General features: G+C 67.0%; 17 protein-coding genes. 14 read left to right on the top strand and 3 right to left on the bottom strand.

Going from position 1 to position 19381, the window contains the following annotated elements; genetic code table 11:
- Nucleotides 1-47 precede the first annotated feature (47 nt).
- Together IB259_RS17255 and IB259_RS17250 are read right to left on the bottom strand one after the other, a co-directional pair.
- Nucleotides 48-545, bottom strand: coding sequence for a MarR family winged helix-turn-helix transcriptional regulator (locus IB259_RS17255; RefSeq protein WP_054457381.1), 498 nt, complete (start codon nucleotides 543-545; stop codon nucleotides 48-50).
- Nucleotides 546-746: 201 nt separating this feature from the next.
- Nucleotides 747-935 (bottom strand): hypothetical protein, encoded by a 189-nt coding sequence (locus IB259_RS17250; protein WP_125472485.1) that lies wholly within the window; start codon nucleotides 933-935, stop codon nucleotides 747-749.
- On the opposite strand from IB259_RS17250, the gene IB259_RS17245 reads away from it, so the two are divergent.
- The 14 genes from IB259_RS17245 (at nucleotide 916) to IB259_RS17180 (ending at nucleotide 18341) form a co-directional block, all read left to right on the top strand.
- Nucleotides 916-3138 (top strand): indolepyruvate ferredoxin oxidoreductase subunit alpha, encoded by a 2223-nt coding sequence (locus tag IB259_RS17245; protein WP_175181123.1) that lies wholly within the window; start codon nucleotides 916-918, stop codon nucleotides 3136-3138. The two genes, IB259_RS17250 and IB259_RS17245, sit on opposite strands and share 20 nt — an antisense overlap.
- A 13-nt stretch (nucleotides 3139-3151) precedes the next feature.
- Nucleotides 3152-4696 carry an indolepyruvate oxidoreductase subunit beta family protein gene (locus tag IB259_RS17240; RefSeq protein WP_192329760.1) on the top strand — a complete coding sequence of 515 codons (1545 nt, stop codon included), beginning with the start codon at nucleotides 3152-3154 and terminating at the stop codon, nucleotides 4694-4696.
- A 26-nt stretch (nucleotides 4697-4722) separates the two neighbouring features.
- Nucleotides 4723-5700 carry a PDR/VanB family oxidoreductase gene (locus IB259_RS17235; RefSeq protein WP_054457387.1) on the top strand — a complete coding sequence of 326 codons (978 nt, stop codon included), beginning with the start codon at nucleotides 4723-4725 and terminating at the stop codon, nucleotides 5698-5700.
- 23 nt (nucleotides 5701-5723) lie between these two features.
- The gene (locus IB259_RS17230; protein ID WP_054457389.1) at nucleotides 5724-7043 is read left to right on the top strand and encodes an aromatic ring-hydroxylating dioxygenase subunit alpha; all 1320 of its coding nucleotides are present in this window, start codon (nucleotides 5724-5726) and stop codon (nucleotides 7041-7043) included.
- Nucleotides 7040-7531: an aromatic-ring-hydroxylating dioxygenase subunit beta gene (locus IB259_RS17225; RefSeq protein ID WP_054457391.1), complete on the top strand. Its 492-nt coding sequence runs from the start codon at nucleotides 7040-7042 to the stop codon at nucleotides 7529-7531. Before IB259_RS17230 ends, IB259_RS17225 begins: the two co-directional genes overlap by 4 nt.
- Before the next feature lie 9 nt (nucleotides 7532-7540).
- Complete coding sequence (locus tag IB259_RS17220) at nucleotides 7541-9175, top strand: AMP-binding protein (RefSeq protein WP_192329758.1); 1635 nt, start codon at nucleotides 7541-7543, stop codon at nucleotides 9173-9175.
- On the top strand, nucleotides 9172-10338 hold the full coding sequence (locus IB259_RS17215; protein WP_125472489.1) for a thiolase family protein: 1167 nt from the start codon (nucleotides 9172-9174) through the stop codon (nucleotides 10336-10338). Before IB259_RS17220 ends, IB259_RS17215 begins: the two co-directional genes overlap by 4 nt.
- Nucleotides 10335-11576, top strand: a complete 1242-nt coding sequence (locus IB259_RS17210; RefSeq protein WP_192329755.1) for an SDR family NAD(P)-dependent oxidoreductase — start codon at nucleotides 10335-10337, stop codon at nucleotides 11574-11576. The genes IB259_RS17215 and IB259_RS17210 overlap by 4 nt, the downstream gene beginning before the upstream one ends.
- A gap of 43 nt (nucleotides 11577-11619) precedes the next feature.
- Nucleotides 11620-12405 (top strand): cyclase family protein, encoded by a 786-nt coding sequence (locus IB259_RS17205; RefSeq protein ID WP_054457398.1) that lies wholly within the window; start codon nucleotides 11620-11622, stop codon nucleotides 12403-12405.
- 50 nt (nucleotides 12406-12455) lie between these two features.
- Complete coding sequence (locus tag IB259_RS17200) at nucleotides 12456-13184, top strand: SDR family NAD(P)-dependent oxidoreductase (RefSeq protein ID WP_059371593.1); 729 nt, start codon at nucleotides 12456-12458, stop codon at nucleotides 13182-13184.
- A gap of 190 nt (nucleotides 13185-13374) precedes the next feature.
- The gene (locus tag IB259_RS17195) at nucleotides 13375-14526 is read left to right on the top strand and encodes an ABC transporter substrate-binding protein (protein WP_054457402.1); all 1152 of its coding nucleotides are present in this window, start codon (nucleotides 13375-13377) and stop codon (nucleotides 14524-14526) included.
- 235 nt (nucleotides 14527-14761) lie between these two features.
- Nucleotides 14762-15802 carry a branched-chain amino acid ABC transporter permease gene (locus tag IB259_RS17190; protein WP_119449705.1) on the top strand — a complete coding sequence of 347 codons (1041 nt, stop codon included), beginning with the start codon at nucleotides 14762-14764 and terminating at the stop codon, nucleotides 15800-15802.
- A complete protein-coding gene (locus tag IB259_RS17185; RefSeq protein ID WP_175159411.1) occupies nucleotides 15799-17592 on the top strand; it encodes an ATP-binding cassette domain-containing protein in 1794 nt (597 codons plus the stop codon). The genes IB259_RS17190 and IB259_RS17185 overlap by 4 nt, the downstream gene beginning before the upstream one ends.
- Nucleotides 17592-18341, top strand: a complete 750-nt coding sequence (locus IB259_RS17180; protein ID WP_054457408.1) for an ABC transporter ATP-binding protein — start codon at nucleotides 17592-17594, stop codon at nucleotides 18339-18341. The genes IB259_RS17185 and IB259_RS17180 overlap by 1 nt, the downstream gene beginning before the upstream one ends.
- Before the next feature lie 44 nt (nucleotides 18342-18385).
- Here the strand turns inward: IB259_RS17180 and IB259_RS17175 are convergent, their stop codons facing one another.
- On the bottom strand, nucleotides 18386-19321 hold the full coding sequence (locus IB259_RS17175) for a glycosyltransferase family A protein (protein ID WP_054457409.1): 936 nt from the start codon (nucleotides 19319-19321) through the stop codon (nucleotides 18386-18388).
- Nucleotides 19322-19381 lie beyond the last annotated feature (60 nt).

The raw sequence follows: 19381 nt of genomic DNA, 5'->3' as shown, positions 1-19381 counted from the left end.
TAATCGAAGTAAACAGTGTTGGGCATGCGGCCCGCCCCCGCCCCCGCCTATTCCTCGTCCGGCGCCGACAATTCCAGCGGCACGTGCTCGGTCATCAGCACCTCCAGCATGTCGATCAGCATCGCGGCCTTTTCCTCGCCGAACGGGGCCAGCACGGCCTTCTGGTGCTGCAAGGCCTGCTCGCACAGCGCGGCGATCAGATTCGTGCCCTTGGTGGTGATGCAGACGCGCGTCTGCCGCCGGTCCGCCCGCACGCCCGTGCGCGCCACCAGCCCTTCGGCCTCCATGCGCTGCACCACCTTGCTCAAGGTGGGCTGCTTGGTGATCGCCAGCACCGCCAGCGTGCCTATGGTTTCACCGGGACTGCCCTCCAGGCTGGCCAGTACCCGCCACTCGGTCACCGACAGGCCGGCCGCCTTCACCTGCAGATGGAATTCCGCCGAAATGCGCTGGCTGGCCTGCGCCAGCAGATAGGCCAGATAGCCATCGACGAAGCGGCCTTTGTGCGCCGCCGCGTCCGTGTCCCGCTGCTTGTCCAACCGCATGTTGCTTTGCTCCCACGCACCGGAAACCAGGGCCGACGCCGGCCCGACGAAATGCGCATTGCACCACGCCGGCGCATGCGCGCGCCATGATGTGCCGCAATGCTGTTGCGCAGCACAGGGTATACCCGGAATCGCAACCCGTTTTTGCACCATCGCAGCGCCGGAACAGCACTGCGGCCTAGAGAACAACGAGTATATACGTCATTGTTTTAGCGTGATATTTTTTGTTTTCCATGAAATTTCATCTTTTTTGTTGACAGCTAAAACGTTGACTCCTAAAGTATTTTTAAGACGAGAATTTCCTGACGTGACGATGCTGCGCAGCAGCAACCATTGAGACCCGCAGGCCGGGCCGCGAAGGAGTGCCAGAATGGCTGAAAGGTCTTTCAAAAAAGAAGTCCAGCAGTTGCGCATCGGCGCGGGCGAAGAGTTCCGCGGAGAAGGCATTCTTGCGGTCACCAAGGCCTTGCTGCAGTCCGGCGTGGGCTACGTCGCGGGCTACCAGGGTTCGCCGATCTCGCATTTGATGGACGTGCTGGCCGACGCCAACGACATCCTCCAGGAACTGGGTGTGCATTTCGAGGCCAGCGCCTCCGAGGCCACCGCGGCGGCCACGCTGGCCGCCTCGGTCATGTACCCCATCCGCGGCGCCGTCACCTGGAAGTCCACCGTGGGCACCAACGTCGCATCCGACGCGCTGGCCAACCTGGCTTCCGGCGGCGTCACCGGCGGTTCGCTGGTCATCGTGGGCGAAGACTACGGCGAAGGCTCGTCCATCATGCAGGAACGCTCGCACGCGTTCGCCATGAAGTCGCAGATCTGGCTGCTGGATCCGCGTCCCAACCTGGAAAGCATGGTCAAGGCGGTGGAAGACGGCTTCGAGCTGTCCGAGGCCAGCAAGACGCCCGTGATGCTGCAACTGCGCATCCGCGGCTGCCACGTGCACGGCCGCTTCATCGCCAAGGAAAACAAGCGCCCCGCCTTCTCGCTGGCGCAGGCGCTGGAAAGCCCGGCGCGCGACACCAGCCGCATCGTGCTGCCGCCTGCCTCCTTCCTGCACGAACAGGAAAAGATCAAGGAGCGCTGGCCCGCCGCCATCCGCTACATCAAGGAACACAAGCTCAACGAACACTTTGACGGCGACCAGGACGATATCGGACTGATCCTGCAAGGCGGCCTCTACAACGGCGTGATCCGCGCCTTGCAGCTGCTGGGCCTGGCCGACAACTTCGGCAACAGCCGCATCCCGCTGTACGTCATGAACGTGACCTACCCCGTCATCGAGGACGAGGTCATCGATTTCTGCCGCGGCAAGCGCGCCGTGCTGCTGCTGGAAGAAGGCCAGCCGGACTACATCGAACAGAACCTGCACGCCGTGCTGCGCCGCGCCGGCATCGACACCAAGCTGTCCGGCAAGGACGTGCTGCCGATGGCGGGCGAATACACCACCCAGGTCATGCGCGACGGCCTGCGCGAATTCCTCAAGCGGCAACGCCCGGAATCGCTGCAGACGCATCCCGCCGCCCTGGCCGATGCCCAGGCCGCGGAACGCCAGCTCCAGATCACCGAGGTGGCGCGGCCCAAGCCGGCGCGTCCGGCCGAGCAGCCCATCACCTTCCACAAGCACGTCGAAGGCCTGGCAGCGGTCGTGCCGCCGCGGCCCGCCGGCTTCTGTACGGGCTGTCCGGAAAGGCCTATCTTCTCGGCCCTGACCCTGGCGCAGGAAACGCTGGGCCAGCACCATATTTCCTGCGACATCGGCTGCCACCTGTTCTCGATCCTGCCGCCGTTCAACCTGGGCGCCACCACCATGGGCTACGGCCTGGGCGCCTCCAGCGCGGCGGCCTTCAACGTGCCGGCCGCCAAGCGCCCCATCTCCATCATGGGCGACGGCGGCTTCTGGCACAACGGCCTGTCCTCGGGCATCGGCAACGCGGTCTTCAACAAGTACGACGGCGTCATCGTCATCGTCGACAACTTCTACGCCTCGGCCACCGGCGGACAGGACATCCTGTCCTCGCGCGCCGAAAACCCGGACCGCTCCACCAACAATCCCATCGACCAGGCCGTGCGCGGCGTGGGCGTGAAGTGGGTGCGCACGCTGGACCGCACCTATGACGTGGCCAAGGTGCGCGCCACCATCGAAGAGGCGCTGACCACCGACATCAAAGGCCCCAAGGTCATCATCGCGCAATCGGAATGCATGCTGAACAAGCAGCGCCGCATCAAGCCGCTGTTCAACAAGGCAGTCAAGGAAGGCAAGCGCGTGGTCAAGGAACGCTTCGGCGTGGACCCTGACGTCTGCACCGGCGATCATGCCTGCATTCGCCTGTCGGGCTGCCCGTCGCTGACGGTCAAGGACAGCGGCGACCCCTTGAAGGAAGATCCGGTGGCGCACGTGGAAAGCAGTTGCGTAGGCTGCGGCAACTGCGGCGAAGTCGCCCATGCCGCGGTGCTCTGCCCGTCCTTCTACCGCGCCGATATCGTCCACAACCCGACCGGCCGCGACCGCTTCATGGCGCGCATGCGCACCGCCGTCATCGGCTTCCTGCAACGCCGCCGCGCCGCGCGCCTGGCCCACCACGCCCTCTGAGGATTCCCGTTCCATGAACCCGGCCGCTATGCAACAAGCCAATCCGATCAAGATCGCCATCCTGGCCATGGGCGGCCAAGGCGGCGGCGTGCTGGCCGACTGGATCGTCGACATGGCCGAGCACGCCGGCTGGTGGGCCCAGACCACCTCGGTGCCAGGCGTGGCCCAGCGCACCGGCGCCACCATCTATTACGTGGAGCTGCTGCCCGAAGCCGAAGTGCAACGCGCCGGCCGCCAGCCCGCGCTGGCGCTGATGCCCACCCCGGGCGACGTGGACCTTGTGGTCGCCGCCGAATTGATGGAAGGCGGGCGCGCCATCCAGCGCGGACTGGTCACGCCGGAACGCACGGTGCTGCTCACTTCGTCGCACCGCAGCTACGCGGTCAGCGAAAAATCCGCGCCCGGCAACGGCATCGCCGATCCCAACAAGGTGCTGGAAGCGGGCCGCGCCGCGGCCAAGCGCTTCCTCTGCTTCGACCTGCAAGACCTGGCCGACCGCGCCGGCAGCGTCATCAGCGCCAGCCTGTTCGGTGCGGTAGCCGGCAGCGGCGCCCTGCCGTTCTCGCGCGACGATTTCGAAGCCACGGTGCGGCGCGCCGGCCTGGGCGTGGAAGCCAGCCTGCGCGCCTTCGCGCTGGGCTACGAATCCGCCGACCAGGCGCCCGCGCAACCCGCACCCATCGACCTGGCCCGGCCGGTGCCCGCCGTGCCGGAACGCGCCGCCAGCGCCAAGGCCCAAGCCCTGCTGGATATGATCAAACGCGACTTTCCCGCCTGTGCCCAGCCCATGCTGGCCGCGGGCACGCGCCGCCAGATCGAATTCCAGGATCTGGCCTACGCCACCGAATACCTGCGCCACATGAAGGCCATCCGCGACCTGGACGCCGCCCATGGCGGCGAGGCCCGGCAATGGGCGCTGACCTGTGCCGCCGCGCGCTACGTGGCCACGGCCATGGCCTACGACGACGTGATCCGTGTCGCCGACCTGAAGACCCGCGCCACGCGTTTCGACCGCGTGCGCCAGGAAGTGGGCGCGCGCCCGGACCAGCTGGTCTACACCACCGAATTCATGCATCCGCGCCTGGAGGAGATCTGCGGCACCTTGCCCGCCGGGCTGGGCCGCTGGCTCGAAAACTCCAAGTCGTTCGGCGGCTTCGTCGAACGCCGCCTGGGCCACGGCCGTCGCATGCAGAGCGGCACGCTGGGCGGTTTCCTGATGCTGTACACGCTGGCCGGCATGCGACGCTTCCGCCGCAGCACGCTGCGCCATCAGGCCGAGGCCGCCGGCCTCGCGCAATGGCTGGACCTGATCGCCCGGCTGGTCCCGCGCGACTACGCGCTGGCCGTCGAAACCGTCAATTGCCGCCGCCTGGTCAAAGGCTATAGCGACACCCACGTGCGCGGCGGCGGCAAGTACCGCCAGCTGATCGCGGCGGCAGAGCAACTGGCCGGCCGGCCCGACGCCGCCGAAACGCTGCGCTCGCTGCGAGAGACCGCGCTGGCCAACGAGAAATGCGGCCCCATGGAACGCCAGCTGGCTGAAAAGCTGGCGGCCTGAGACAAGCAAAGATAGGGACAAACGCCGTGCAGACACTGAAACTCATCGTCCGGGAAGTCCGGCAGGAATCGCCGCTGATCCGCTCGTTCCGGCTGGCGCGCGAAGACGCCGGCCCCCTGCCTGCCTTCGGACCGGGCGCGCACCTGAAGGTGACGGTGCCGGGCCTGCGCGAGCCGCGCTGCTATTCGCTGGTGCAGTTGGCGCCGGAAGCCGGCAAGTTCGCGCAGCCCGCGGAGTACCGGCTCGGCGTGCGCCTGGAGGAAACCAGCCAGGGCGGATCGCGCCACATGCATGCGCTGGCCGAGGGCGACACGCTCGATGTCGAAGGCCCGAAGAATGATTTCCCGCTGCACGAATCGCCTGCCGGCGACGAACCCGTCGTGCTGATCGCGGGCGGCATCGGCATCACGCCGGTGGCATCCATGGCCGCGGCGCTCAAGGCCGCGGGACGCGCCTTCCATCTGCATTACTGCGGCCGCAGCAAGGACCAGCTGGCCTTCCTGCCCGAACTGCAGGCCCTGGCCGGCGACGACCTGAGCCTGCACGCGGACGACGATCCGTCCTGCCGCTTCGACCTGCAGGCGCTGCTGGACGCATCCTCGCCGCGCCAGCACCTGTATGTCTGCGGCCCCAAGGGCCTGATCGACGCAGTCATCCAGGGCGCGCACGCACGCCACTGGCCCGACGCCCATATCCATTTCGAACTTTTCGCCACCGCTGCACCGCAGGCCGGCGACCAGCCCTTCGAGGTCGAGCTGCGCCAGTCGGGCCGGGTGCTGACCATCCCCGCCGACAAGACCATCATCGACGTGATGGAAGAGGAAGGCTGCGATCCGATGTACGACTGCAAGCGCGGCGAATGCGGCGTCTGCCAGGCCACCGTGCTGGAAGGCGAACCCGACCACCGCGACTACTACCTCTCGGACACCGAGAAGGCCAGCGGCAAGATCATCCAGATCTGCATCTCGCGCGCGAAATCGGCGCGCCTGGTGCTGGACCTGTAGCCCCGACGCAAGGAAGCGCCCTCATGGCCAAATACCGCGACAACCCCGACGCCATCCGCGCCCTGCTGCGCGACACCGAGGTGCACAAGGATCTGTTCATCGACCAGGAGCTGTTCGAGCTGGAGATGGAACGCCTGTACGCCAACACCTGGGTCTACGTCGGCCACGACAGCCAGGTCCCCAACCCGGGCGACTACATCACCACCACAGTGGGCAACCAGCCCGTGGTGATGGTGCGCCACAGCGACCGCTCGGTGCGGGTGCTGCACAACCGCTGCCCGCACAAGGGCACCATGGTGGCGGGTGAAGCCTGCGGCAACACCGGCAAGTTCTTCCGTTGCCCCTATCACGCCTGGACCTTCAAGACCGACGGCAGCCTGCTGTCCATCCCGCTGAAAAAGGGCTACGAGAACACCGGCCTGGAAAACTGCGAAGCCAGCCAGGGCATGGCTGCCGTGAAGGACGTGAAGAACCATCGCGGCTTCGTGTTCTGCCGCCTGAACCCCGAGGGCCAGTCCTTCGAGGATTTCTTCGGCGAATCGCTGTCCACCCTGGACAACATGGTCGACCGCTCGCCCGAGGGCCGGCTGGAAGTCGCCGGCGGCGTGCTGCGCTACATGCACCGCTGCAACTGGAAGATGCTGGTCGACAACCAGACCGACACCTGCCACCCGATGGTGGCGCATGAGTCCTCCGCAGGCACCGCCGTGAAGGTCTGGGAACAGGCGCCGGAAGGCACGCCCAAGCCCATGGCCGTCGAGTTGTTCGCCCCCTTCATCTCGCCTTACGAGTTCTTCGAGAACATGGGCATCCGCGTATGGGAGAACGGCCACGGCCATACCGGCGTGTCGGACTCCATCCATGCCTCGTACTCGGGCATTCCGGGCTACTGGGACTCCATGGTCGCGGCCTACGGCGAGGAACGCGCCAAGCAGATCCTGGGCGACGTGCGCCACAACACCGTGTACTTCCCCAACATCATGGTCAAGGGCCCGATCCAGACGCTGCGCGTCTTCAAGCCCATCGCAGCCGACCGCACGCTGGTGGAATCCTGGACCTTCCGCCTGGTGGGCGCGCCCGACCTGCTGCTGGAACGCACGCTCATGTACAACCGCCTCATCAACGCGCCGACCTCGGTGGTCGGGCACGACGACCTGGAAATGTACGAGCGCGCCCAGGACGGCCTGCAATCGCGGGCGCGGGACTGGGTCAACGTGGGCCGGCTGTACTCGCCCGACGAGGTCGGGCAGAAGAACGTCGCCACCAATGGCACCAATGAATGGCAGATGCGCAACCAGTACCGCGCATGGGGCCGCTACATGACCGGACCGGAGTCGGTATGAGCGCAAGCGACCGCGAGTTGATCGATTTTGTCTACGCCGAGGCGCGCATGCTGGACGAGCTGCGCTTCGAGGACTGGCTGAACCTGTACACCGAAGACGGCTACTACTGGATGCCGCTGGCCCATGGCCAGACCGATCCCAAGCTGCACGCCTCGCTCATGTACGAAGACAAGCTGCTGCTGCGCGTGCGCGTGGAGCGGCTGGCCGGCCAGCGCACGTTTTCGCAACAGCCCAAGAGCCGCTGCCACCACTTGCTGCAGGCGCCCACGGTGGAGCACGGCCATCCCGATGCCGCCCCCGCCGAAGGCCGCCACGTGGTACGCACCGCCTTCCATTACGTCGAGACGCGGCAGGACGCGCAGACGCTGTATGCAGGCTGGACCACCCACCACCTGGTGGAGCAGGACGGCGTCTTGCGCATCCGTCTCAAGCGCGTGGACCTCGTCAACTGCGACGCGGCCTTCGGCAATATCCAATTGTTCATGTAGGAGCGGCTTGTGAGCACCACGGTCCATCAGGCATTCCGCGACACCGCGGCCCGCTACGGCGCCCAGCCCTTCCTGTGCATCCTGCCGGAAACGGCCCAGGCCTATGGCATCGCCGCAGGCGAACTAAGCTACGCCCAGGCCGCCGAGTCCATCGAGGCCCTGCGCGCGGCCTATGCGCGCGCCGGCTACGGCCACGGCCACCGCGCCGGCCTGCTGCTGGAGAACCGCCCCTCGTTCTTCCTGCACTGGTTCGCGCTGAACGCGCTGGGCGTGTCGGTGGTGCCCATCAACCCCGATCTGCGCGCAGCGGAACTGGAATACCTGACGGGGCATTCCGAGATCGCTTTGGCCGTTGCCCTGCCGGAACGCCATGCCGACCTGCTGGCCGCGGCAGAACGCGCCGGCCGCGAACTGCGTGTGATGGGACCGGACGACACGCCGCCCGCCGCGCCCTTTGCGGCGCCGCTAGCGGGCAGCGAGCCCGATATCCTGACCGAATGCGCCCTGCTCTATACCTCCGGCACCACCGGACGGCCCAAGGGCTGCATCCTGCCCAACCGCTATTTCCTGCATGCCGGCGGCTGGTACGTGCGCATCGGCGGCTTGTGCGAACTGCGCCCTGGCCAGGAACGCATGCTGACGCCGCTGCCCCTGGTCCACATGAACGCCATGGCGTACTCGGCCATGGCCATGCTCCTGACCGGCGGCTGCCTGATTCCGCTGGACCGCTTCCATCCCAAGACCTGGTGGGACAGCGTGCGCGATTCCGGCGCGACGGTGCTGCACTACCTGGGCGTCATGCCCGCCATCCTGATGAAGGCCGAACCGTCCGCACGGGATAAGCAGCCCGCCATCCGCTTCGGCTTCGGCGCGGGCGTGGACCGCAAGCTGCACCAGCCCTTTGAAGAACGCTTCGGCTTTCCGCTGCTGGAAGCCTGGGCCATGACCGAAACTGGCGCGGGCGCCGTCATCATCGCCAACCATGAGCCGCGCCACATCGGCAGCAGCTGCTTCGGCCGCGAGGAAGAAGACGTGCTGGTGCGCATCGTCGCTGATTCCGGCTTGGAAGCCGCCGCCGGCGAACCGGGCGAATTGCTGGTGCGCCACGCCGGCGATGACCCGCGCTACGGATTCTTCGCCGGCTACCTCAAGGACCAGGACGCGACCTCCCAGGCCTGGGAGGACGGCTGGTTCCATACCGGCGACATCGTGCGCCGCGACGCCGACGGCGCGCTGCGCTTCGTGGACCGCAAGAAGAACGTCATCCGCCGCAGCGGCGAGAACATCTCCGCAGTGGAAGTCGAAAGCGTGCTGCTGCAGCACCCGCTGGTGAAGGCCGTGGCGGTCGCCGCGGTGCCCGACGCCGTGCGCGGCGACGAAGTGCTGGCCTGCGTGGTGCCCGAAAGCCTGCCGGCCGAGGGCGTCGCAATGGCCGAGGCCGCCCGCAGCATCGTGCAATGGAGCCTGGAGCAGCTGGCCTATTACAAGGCCCCCGGCTACGTCGCCTTCGTCGACAGCCTGCCGCTGACCACCACCAACAAGATCCAGCGCGGCGAAATGAAAGCCCTGGCGCCCACGCTGCCCGGCACGGCCCGCTGCGTGGACACCTGCCACATGAAGAAGCGCCAGGAGCCCGCGCGATGAACCGCCTGGGCTATGACGGCGTGGTGGCGGCCCTGCCCGTCACGATTCCGTATGAACGCTATTCCACCCATGCGGCCCACTGGTGGCTGGGACGGGCGCTGGGCGCGCTGATCCGCCAGGCCGGTATCGCCAAGACCGAGGTGGACGGCCTCTGCGTGTCCAGCTTCACCCTGGCGCCCGACACCGCCGTCGGCCTGGTGCAGCACCTGGGCATGAGCCCGCGCTGGCTGGACCATATCCCCATGGGCGGCGCCAGCGGCGTGGCCGCCTTGCGCCGCGCGGCCCGCGCCGTGCAGGCCGGCGACGCCAGCATCGTGGCCTGCATCGCAGGGGACACCAACCACGTGGACTCGTTCCGCAACACGGTCAGCCAGTTCTCGCGCTTCGCGCAGGACGCGGTCTATCCCTATGGCGCAGGCGGCCCCAACGCCAGCTTCGCGCTGCTGACCGCCAACTACATGCGCGCGACCGGCGCCACCCGCGAGGACTTCGGCAAGCTTTGCGTGGCGCAGCGCGACAATGCCCTGCGCTATCCGCACGCGCTGATGAAGAAGCCGTTGACGCTCGCCCAGTACCTGGACGCCCGCGTCATCACCGACCCGATACACCTGTTCGATTGCGTGATGCCCTGCGCCGGCGCCGACGGCTTCCTGGTCATGAGCGAAGACCGGGCGCGCGCGCTGAGCCTGCCCTACGCCCGCATCCTCTCCACCATCGAACGCCACAACGCCTGGATCGAGGACCCGATCCAGACCCGCGGCGGCTGGACCGTGGACCTGGACGAACTCTACGGCCAGGCCGGCGTCCAGCCCGGCGACATGGATTTCCTGCAGGCCTACGACGACTATCCCGTCATCAACCTGATGCAGATCGAAGACCTGGGCTTCTGCCCGAAGGGCGCGGCCCCCGACTTCGTGCGCAACAACAGCTTCACCGTGGACGGCAGCTTTCCCTTCAATACCAACGGCGGCCAATTGTCCGTGGGCCAGGCCGGCGCCGCCGGCGGCTATCTGGGCATGGTCGAGGCGCTGCGCCAGTTGAGCGGCACGGCCGGCGGCACGCAGGTGGCCGACGCCCGCCTCGGCATGGTGAGCGGCTTCGGCATGATCAATTACGACCGCGGGCTGTGCACGGCCGCGGCCATCCTGGGGAGCCACGCATGACCGAACCCTTGGCCAAGCCGCCCCGCAAGAACCCGATCGCCCGCACCCGCCAGCCGACGCTGCCGCCGGGCTGGCGCAGCCGCAGCGCGCTTGGGCTGACCGCCGCCGCAGCCGAGGGCCGCTTCGACCTGCAGACCTGCGCCGATTGCGGCGCGGTCCAGTATCCGCCCCGCGAAGTCTGCGGCCATTGCCTGTCCGAGCATCTGCCCTGGCGGCCTGCCGATCCCGGCGGCGTGCTGCTGGTCAGCACCACCCTGCATCACAGCAACGACCTGTATTTCCGCGAACGCCTGCCCTGGCGCGTGGGCACGGTGCGCATGACTGCCGGCCCATCCGTGGTGGCGCATGTGCACCAGGACTGCGCCGACGGCGACCGCGTGCGCCTGGCGCTGAAGCTGGACCGCAGCGGCCAGGCCGTGATGATCGCCCTGCCTGAAAGGAATACGCCCAACATGGAAGACGACAAGACCCTGCGCGAAACCTCTTGCGATCCGAAGTTCCGCCGCGCGCTCGTCACCGACGGCAAGTCGGCGGTGGGCCAGGCCGTGGCGCGCGCCCTGCTGGACGCCGGCTGCCCGACCGTGTTCCTGGGCGACCCGCAAGCCTGGAAGCGCGACGCCGCCTATGAGACCCTGGCGGCAGACCCGCGGGTGCAGGCGGTGGTGCTGGACGTGACCGATACCGATTCAGTCGAGCGCGCCGCCGCCTCCATCGGCGGCAAGGTCGAGATCCTGGTGAACACCGCCGACCTGGAACGCGAAGGCGGGCTGCTGAACCGCAAGGACGTGAACACGGCGCGCGACGCCATGGACGTGAACGTGCTGGGGCTGATGCGCCTGGCGCAGAGCTTCGGCCCGGCCCTGTGCGGACGCGCGGCGGACGGCGTGAACAGCGCCACGGCCTGGGTCAACGTGCTGTCCATCTACGCCCACATGAACCTGCCGTCGCGCGGCATGTGGTCGGCGTCCAAGGCGGCTGCGCTGTCCCTGGCGCAATGCCTGCGCGCCGAGATGCGCGGCGCGGGCGTGCGGGTGGTGAACGTGTTCCCCGGGCCGGTGGATCACGAATGGGAGCAGCGCACGCCGCCCCCGCGCGTGGCGCCTGCCGCGATCGCGGCCGCCATCGTGCGCGCGCTCAAGGACGGCATCGAGGACGTCTACGTCGGCGATGTCGCGCAGGAATTCCGCGCCCGGCTGGCGGAAAACCCCAAGGGACTGGAACGGGAGCTGGGAGCCTGACGGCCCGCCGCCCCGACAACGTACGAACCTAGAGGAACAGCACATGAGCCAAAACATTCTTGCCCAATTCATGGCCGAACTGATGTCCGGCCGCATCCGCGTGGTGGACCTGACCGAAACGCTGACGCCGGAATTCCCGACCATCGTGCTGCCGCCGGAATTCGGCCAGGCCTGGCCGTTCCGCATCGAGGAAATCTCGCGCTACGACGAGCGCGGCCCCGCCTGGTACTGGAACAACTTCTCGTGCTCCGAACACACCGGCACCCACTTTGACGCGCCGGCCCATTGGGTCACGGGCAAGGACCAGCCCGACAACACCGTCGACACCATTCCGGTGGAAGCCTTCATCGCCAGCGCCTGCGTCATCGACTGCTCGGCCGAGTCGCGCGACAACCCCGATTTCCTGCTGACCATCGACTTCGTGAAGAAATGGGAAGAGCAGCATGGCCGCATTCCCGCGCGTTCCTGGGTGCTGATGCGCACCGACTGGTCCAAGCGCGCCAAGCCCGCCGATTACCTGAACCAGCAGGAAGACGGCGCGCACTCGCCCGGCCCGGACGCTGAAGTGGTGCCCTGGCTGATCAAGGAGCGCGACGTGCACGGTTTCGGCACCGAGTCGGTCGGCACCGACGCGGGCCAGGCGCAGCACCTGGATCCCCCCTATCCTTGCCACTACTACATGCATGGCAACAACCGCTACGGCCTGCAATGCATGACCAACCTGGACCAGCTGCCGCCCACCGGCGCGGTGATCTTCTCGGCGCCGCTCAAGATCCGCAGCGGCTCGGGCAGCCCGCTGCGCGTGCTGGCGCTGGCGCCCAAGGCCTGAGCAGGCCGCCCCAGAGCCGGCCTCACGACAACGACAACAGGGGGATACCCATGACGCACACCAACGTCGCCATCGTCACCGGCGGCAGCGCCGGCATCGGCGCCGAAATCTGCCGCAGCATGCTGGACGCGGGCTACGAAGTGATTTCCATGGCACGCCGCGCCGCCGACTTCAGCCACCCGCGCCTGCACAACGTGCAGGTGGACCTGCTGGACGCCGAGGCCACCGCGCAAGCGGGCGCCGAAGCCGCTGCCAGGTTCCCCATCAGCCACGTCATTCACAACGCCGGCGTCATCTGGCCCAACCTGCTGCCGCAGGTCACGCAGGAAGAACTGCACGGCCTGACCCAGATCCACCTGGGCGCGGCCATCAGCCTGGTGCAGGCCGCCCTGCCCGGCATGCAGGAGCGCAAGTTCGGCCGCATCGTGATGATGTCCTCGCGCGGCGCACTGGGCCTGCCGACCCGCACTGCCTATTCGGCCACCAAGGCCGGCATGGTGGGCATGGCGCGCACCTGGTCGCTGGAGCTGGCGCCTTATGGCATCACGGTCAACGTGGTGGCTCCCGGTCCGATCCAGACCGACATGTTCTACGAGGTGATCGAGCCCGGCAGCGAGCGCGAAAAGCAGCTGGCGGCCGGCATACCGGTCAAGCGTCTGGGGCGTTCCGACGACGTGGCGCGCGCCGTCATGTTCTTCTCGGATCCCGCCAACAGCTTCGTCACCGGCCAGACGCTGTTCGTCTGCGGCGGCGCCAGCGTCAGCTCCATCACCATCTGAACACGCGTCGCGCGAGCCCGCTTCGGGTTTTGACGGATAGGTAAGCACTGCGGACCAGGTCTACAGTGCGAGCCTGCGCACAGAAAGTTTAAGCAACAAGTATTAAAGCAAACCAAGCAAGCACAGAAGTACCCGTTTTCTCCGTTTTCCAGCCGCACCCCCACCCTGCTCCCTATCCGGAGGTTTTGCCATGCTGTCGAAGAAACTCCCCCTGGCCGCTGCCGCCGCGGTAGCCGCGCTGTTCGCCCTGCCCGCCCTGGCCCAAGTCAAGGTCGGCGTCGTCACTTCATCCACCGGCCCGACGGCCCTGGTGGGGATTCCCCAGAAGAACACCGTGCCGCTGCTACCGAAGAAAATCGGCGACTTGACCGTGGAATACATCTCGCTGGATGACGCCAGCGATTCCACCAACTCGGTGACGGCCTTCAAGAAGCTGATCTCGGAGCAGAACGTGGACGCGCTGATCGGCCCGTCGGGCTCGCCCAACGCCATGGGCGTGATCCAGTTCGCGGCGGAAGCCGGCGTGCCGATGCTGGCGCCCGTGGGCACCGCCGCCGTCGTGCTGCCCATGAACGACCAGAAGAAGTGGGTCTTCAAGACCACGCAGAACGACGACATCATTGCGCGCGCGCTGGTCGACCACATGGCCAAGACCGGCATCAAGACTGTCGGCTTCATCGGCCTGAACGATCCCTATGGCGAGAACTGGTACAAGGTCTTCTCGGGCATGGCCGCCGAAAAGGGCATCAAGATCGCCGCCAACGAACGCTACCTGCGCTTTGACAGCTCGGTCACGGGCCAGGCGCTGAAGATCCTGGCCGCCAAGCCGGACGCCGTGCTGGTGGCCGCCCCCGGCGCCGCCAGCGTGCTGCCCCAGACCACCCTGTTCGACCAGGGCTACAAGGGCAAGTTCTACCAGACCCACGGCGCGGCCCTGCCCGACTTCCTGAAGCTGGGCGGCAAGAAGGTCGAAGGCACGGTGCTGGCCGCCAGCCTGATGCTGGTGCTGCCGGAAATGCCGGACAGCAACCCGTCCAAGAAGGTCGCTTCGGACTACATCGCCGCCTACGAAAAGCTCAACGGCTCGAAGCCCGCCACCTTCGGCGCCAACGTCTATGACGCCGGCCTGCTGCTGGAGAAGGCCGTGCCGCTGGCGGAAAAGGCCGGCAAGCCGGGCACCAAGGAGTTCCGCAACGCGCTGCGCGATGCGCTGGAACAGACCAAGGAGCTGGTTGGCACGCAAGGCGTCTACAACATGACGGCCGCCGACCACAGCGGCTTTGACGACCGCGGCCGCGAGCTCATCACCGTCAAGGACGGCGCCTGGACATTGGTGAAATAGTCCCCCCCCGAAGCGCTGCGCGCTTCCCCCCCAGGGGGGCATGCCTGCGGACCGGCAGAGCCCGGCTCCGCGGCATCCCGCTAGGGATGCACAGAGCCTGCTTCGTGGCATCTCGATCGAATGCGCAGAGTCGGCTCCGCGGCATCCCGATAGGGTGCGCAGAGTTTGCTTCCGTAGGCGCGCAGATAGGGGGTGATGTGCCTGGCTTGCTTGTCTGTCTTACCCGGAATTTCGCATGAATGCTCAGATTGCCCTGATACTCGGGCAGGACGGCATCACCAACGGCGCCATCTATGCGCTGCTGGCCTTGTCCATCCTGCTGGTCTTTACCGTCACCCGCGTGCTGTTCATCCCGCAAGGCGAGTTCGTCGCGTTCGGCGCGCTCACCATGGCCGCGTTGCAGGCCGGCAAGCCGGTGCTGCTGGTGTGGCTGCTGTTTGCCTTCGCGCTGGCCGAGGTCGGCGCCGATCTGCTGGCGCGGCGCAAGCGCCCCGGGCGCAACCGCGGCGTCTGGCGCATGGCGGTCAAGGTGGCCTATCCGCTGGTGCTGGCCGCGCTGTTCTACAACCTGCCGCTGGCCCAGCTGCCGATGGCGGCGCAGGCGCTGCTGACGCTGCTGCTGCTGGTGCCGATGGGACCGCAGCTGTACCGCTTGTTCTACCAGCCCATCGCGTCGGCCTCGACGCTGGTGCTGCTGATCGTCTCCATTGCCGTGCACCTGGCGCTGGTGGGCCTGGGGCTGCTGGCCTTCGGCGCGGAAGGCGCGCGCACGGCGCCCTTCAGCGATGCCAGCCTGGCGCTGGGGCCGTTGAACGTCAACAGCCAGGCGTTGTGGGTGGTGGCGGTGTCGGCCTTGCTCATCGTCGTGCTCTACCAGTTCTTTGAACGCTCGATGTACGGCAAGGCCCTGCGCGCAGCCGCCTTCAACCGGCTGGGCGCGCGGCTGATGGGCATTTCGCCGATCTTCGCCGGCAAGGCCACGTTCTTCCTGGCCGCGCTGATCGGCACGGTGTCGGGCATCCTGATTGCGCCCATCACCACCATGTACTTCGACTCCGGCTTCATGGTCAGCCTGAAGGGCTTCGTGGGCGCCATCATCGGCGGCCTGGTGAGCTATCCGCTGGCCGCGGCCGGCGCCATCCTGGTCGGCCTGATCGAAGCCTTCTCCTCGTTCTGGGCCAGCGCCTACAAAGAAATCATTGTGTTCACGCTGATCATCCCCGTGCTGCTCTGGCGTTCACTGAAAAGCCATCACGTCGAGGAAGAAGACGAATGAACCCGCGCCACATCCTCTTCGCATTCCTGGCGCTGCTGGCCCTGGCGCCGCTGGCGCTGCCGCCGTTCTACGTCACCTTGCTGAACTACATCGGCCTGTACGCCATGGTGGCGCTGGGCCTGGTGCTGCTGACCGGCGTCGGCGGACTGACGAGTTTCGGGCAGGCCGCGTTCGTGGGCGTGGGCGCCTACACCACGGCGTTGCTGACCACCCGCTCGGACACGCTGCCGTCCTGGCTGGCATGGCTGGGCGCATCGCCCTGGCTGACCCTGCTGGCGGGGCTGTTGCTCACGCTGGTCATCGCTTACCTGCTGGGCGCGATCACGCTGAAGCTGTCGGGGCATTTCCTGCCGCTGGGCACCATCGCCTGGGGCCTGTCGCTGTACTTCGTCTTCGGCTCGGTGGAGGGCCTGGGCGGCCACACCGGCATCCCGGACATTCCCGCCATCAATCTGTTCGGCTGGACGCTGAACCAGGGCGACAACATCTACTACCTGATCTGGGCCTTCCTGCTGGTGGCCGTATGGTCCACGCAGAACCTGCTGGATTCGCGCGAGGGCCGCGCCATCCGGGCGCTCAAGGGCGGCCGCGTGATGGCCGAATCGATGGGCGTGGATACCGCGCGCTCGCGCATGGTGATCTTCATCATCGCCGCGCTGCAGGCCTGCGCCTCGGGCTGGCTGTACGCGCACATGCAGCGCTTCGTGAACCCCAACCCCTTCGGCCTGCAGATGGGCATCGAGTACCTTTTCATGACCGTCATCGGCGGCGCGGGCCAGGTCTGGGGCGCGCTGGTCGGCGCGGGCGTCTTCACCGTGCTCAAGCAATGGCTGCAGGACTGGATGCCCAAACTGCTGGGCCAGACCGGCAACTTCGAGGTGATCGTATTCGGCTTCGGCATGGTGCTGCTGCTGCACCGCGCCCGCAGCGGCCTGTGGCCGGTGCTGACGCGCTGCGTGCCGGTGAAGAAGCAACAGCGCAAGCTGGACATGAACGCCGAGCCGCTGCCGCGCAAGCCCATGCCGCCGCGCGGCGAGGTTGTGCTCAAGGCCGTGGACGTGACCCGCAAGTTCGGCGGCCTGGTCGCCAACAACGCCATGAACCTGGAAATCCGCGCCGGCGAAATCCTGGCGCTGATCGGGCCCAACGGCGCGGGCAAGAGCACCATGTTCAACCAGATCTCGGGCGTGGACACGCCGACTTCCGGCACGGTGACGCTGCTGGGCCATTCCGTGGCCGGCGTCGGCGCGCGCCGCATCGCGCGGCTGGGCCTGTCGCGCACCTTCCAGCACGTGCGCCTGCTGGGCCGCATGAGCGTGCTGGAGAACGTGGCCATCGGCGCGCATCTGCGCGGCCATCGCGGCGTGCTGCCTGCCGCCTGGCGGCTGGACCGCGCCGAGGAAGCGCGCCTGCTGGCCGAAGCCGCCCGCCAGGTCGAGCGCGTGGGCCTGGGCAAGCATCTGCACGACGAGGCCGGCTCGCTGGCCCTGGGACAGCAGCGCATCCTGGAAATCGCCCGCGCGCTGGCGTCCGACCCCTGCATCCTGCTGCTGGACGAGCCCGCCGCCGGCCTGCGCTACCAGGAAAAATGCGAGCTGGCCGAATTGCTGAAGAAGCTGCGCGCCGAAGGCATGGCCATCCTGCTGGTGGAGCACGACATGGACTTCGTGATGGGCTTGGTGGACCGCGTGGTGGTCATGGACTTCGGCGAAAAGATCGCCGAAGGCCTCCCCGCCGAGATCCAGAACAACCCCGCGGTGCTTGAAGCCTATCTGGGCGGAGTGGAATGATGAGCGCGAAACTGCTGGAAGTGCGCGACCTGCGCGTGGCCTACGACAAGGTCGAGGCCGTCTCGGGCGTCAGCCTGGAAGTAGGCGAAGGCCAGATCGTGACCGTGATCGGCCCCAACGGCGCCGGCAAGACCACCTTGCTGTCTGCCATCATGGGCGTGCTGCCGTCCAGCGGCCGGATCGTCTTTGGCGGCAAGGTCCAGGAGCATGCCGAGATCGAGGAAATGGTGGCGGCCGGCATGAACCTGGTGCCTGAGAAGCGCGAGCTGTTCGCCGAGATGACGGTGGAAGACAATCTGATGCTGGGCGCGTTCCACCGTTTCCGCAGCGGCCTGCGCGACCAGGACCAGACGCTGGCCGAGGTCTATGAACTGTTTCCGCGCTTGAAGGAGCGCCGCGCCCAGCTGTCCGGCACGCTATCCGGCGGCGAACGCCAGATGCTGGCGGTGGGCCGCGCGCTGATGGCCAAGCCCAAGCTCCTGATGCTGGACGAGCCCAGCCTGGGCCTGGCGCCGCGCATCGTGCGCGAAGTGTTCCGCATCGTCACGCGCTTGCGCGAGATGGGCGTGTCCATCCTGCTGATCGAACAGAACGCCCGCGCCGCGCTGCAGGTGGCGGACTATGCCTATGTGCTGGAAACAGGCGCCGTCACGCTGGAAGGCCCGGCCGCCCAGGTGGCGGAAGACCCGCGCGTGGTCGAGGTGTATCTGGGACTGGGGCACGGAGCCCCTGCCTCAACGCCCGCCTGAAACGCCGGCAGAAGCCTGCCAAGGGCCTGCCAGCTTGGCAGGCTTCAGGCCACGCCGCGGCGTCTGTCGCGGCGGTACATGGCATAGCCCAGCGGCCACAGGGCCGCGACCATGAACTTCGCCATGGGATTGGTCAGCTTGTAGGCTTGCACCGCCGTCGGCACGCCGGAATGCTTCAGATGCAGCCGAAAGCGCGTGTAGCGGATCGCGGCCATGATGAATTCGCGCGGCCGGTAGCGGAAGAATTCCAGGTGATGCTGCAACACGTCCCAGGCCAGCAGGTACAGGCCTTGGGCATTGTTGCCCACGGAAACCGCGCCCTGGCTCAGGCCGCCGGGCGTGTCGTGGTAAGTCCGCACCACGCGGTTGATGAAGCGGCTGAGATACCCCGCCCGCGCAATCGCCCACCACACCAGGCTTTCGGGCACAAAGCCCGCGACATCCTCGGGGAAGGGGTACTTCCTGAGAATGTCGGTGCGCATACAGCCGAATTTCTCGCCTTTGATGCGATAGCGGAAATAGACATCCACCGCCGTGCTGTCGAACACGTCCTGCGGATAGCGGTCGCCGACGATGCTGCCATCGGGACGCGCACACAGGCCCGTCACGGCCACGTAGGATTCGCGCCGCGCCGGCGGAATGCTGTCCCAGGCCTCCTTGAATGTGGCCAGGGCATCGGGCGGCATTTCGTCGTCGCTGTCCAGCGCGACGATGAGTTCGCCGCGCGCCTCGCGCACGCCACGGTTGAAGGCGGTTTTCTTGTGGCGGTTGTTCTGCCAGAAATAACGGATGGGAAAATCGGCGCGCGCCTGCCAGTCCAGGATCGATTCGTGGGTGTTGTCGGTGGAACCGTCGTCCACCACGACCCATTCGAAATCCCGGAAAGTCTGCCGGGAAAGGGATTCATATACCCGGTGCAGCGTGCCCGCCCGATTGTAGGTGGGCGTTAAAACAGTGAATAAAGTTGGTGTGTCGGTCATGCCCACTGAGCCCCTTTGCGATGCGTCGAGCAAGCGCTGCGGTCTTGGTTTTGGTGTTTT

Source organism: Achromobacter sp. ACM04 (assembly GCF_014851465.1).
Classification (GTDB): Bacteria; Pseudomonadota; Gammaproteobacteria; order Burkholderiales; family Burkholderiaceae_B; genus Achromobacter; species Achromobacter aegrifaciens.
The sequence above is the reverse complement of the archived record's forward strand: the minus strand, read 5'-3'. Positions and strand labels throughout refer to the sequence as shown.

Bases quoted from the DNA above. Each gene is read 5' to 3' on its own strand.
- IB259_RS17255 (WP_054457381.1), bottom strand. From the start codon at position 545: ATGCGGTTGGACAAGCAGCGGGACACGGACGCGGCGGCGCACAAAGGC.
- IB259_RS17245 (WP_175181123.1), top strand. From the start codon at position 916: ATGGCTGAAAGGTCTTTCAAAAAAGAAGTCCAGCAGTTGCGCATCGGC.
- IB259_RS17240 (WP_192329760.1), top strand. From the start codon at position 3,152: ATGAACCCGGCCGCTATGCAACAAGCCAATCCGATCAAGATCGCCATC.
- IB259_RS17230 (WP_054457389.1), top strand. From the start codon at position 5,724: ATGGCCAAATACCGCGACAACCCCGACGCCATCCGCGCCCTGCTGCGC.
- IB259_RS17225 (WP_054457391.1), top strand. From the start codon at position 7,040: ATGAGCGCAAGCGACCGCGAGTTGATCGATTTTGTCTACGCCGAGGCG.
- IB259_RS17215 (WP_125472489.1), top strand. From the start codon at position 9,172: ATGAACCGCCTGGGCTATGACGGCGTGGTGGCGGCCCTGCCCGTCACG.
- IB259_RS17210 (WP_192329755.1), top strand. From the start codon at position 10,335: ATGACCGAACCCTTGGCCAAGCCGCCCCGCAAGAACCCGATCGCCCGC.
- IB259_RS17205 (WP_054457398.1), top strand. From the start codon at position 11,620: ATGAGCCAAAACATTCTTGCCCAATTCATGGCCGAACTGATGTCCGGC.
- IB259_RS17200 (WP_059371593.1), top strand. From the start codon at position 12,456: ATGACGCACACCAACGTCGCCATCGTCACCGGCGGCAGCGCCGGCATC.
- IB259_RS17195 (WP_054457402.1), top strand. From the start codon at position 13,375: ATGCTGTCGAAGAAACTCCCCCTGGCCGCTGCCGCCGCGGTAGCCGCG.
- IB259_RS17190 (WP_119449705.1), top strand. From the start codon at position 14,762: ATGAATGCTCAGATTGCCCTGATACTCGGGCAGGACGGCATCACCAAC.
- IB259_RS17185 (WP_175159411.1), top strand. From the start codon at position 15,799: ATGAACCCGCGCCACATCCTCTTCGCATTCCTGGCGCTGCTGGCCCTG.
- IB259_RS17180 (WP_054457408.1), top strand. From the start codon at position 17,592: ATGAGCGCGAAACTGCTGGAAGTGCGCGACCTGCGCGTGGCCTACGAC.
- IB259_RS17175 (WP_054457409.1), bottom strand. From the start codon at position 19,321: ATGACCGACACACCAACTTTATTCACTGTTTTAACGCCCACCTACAAT.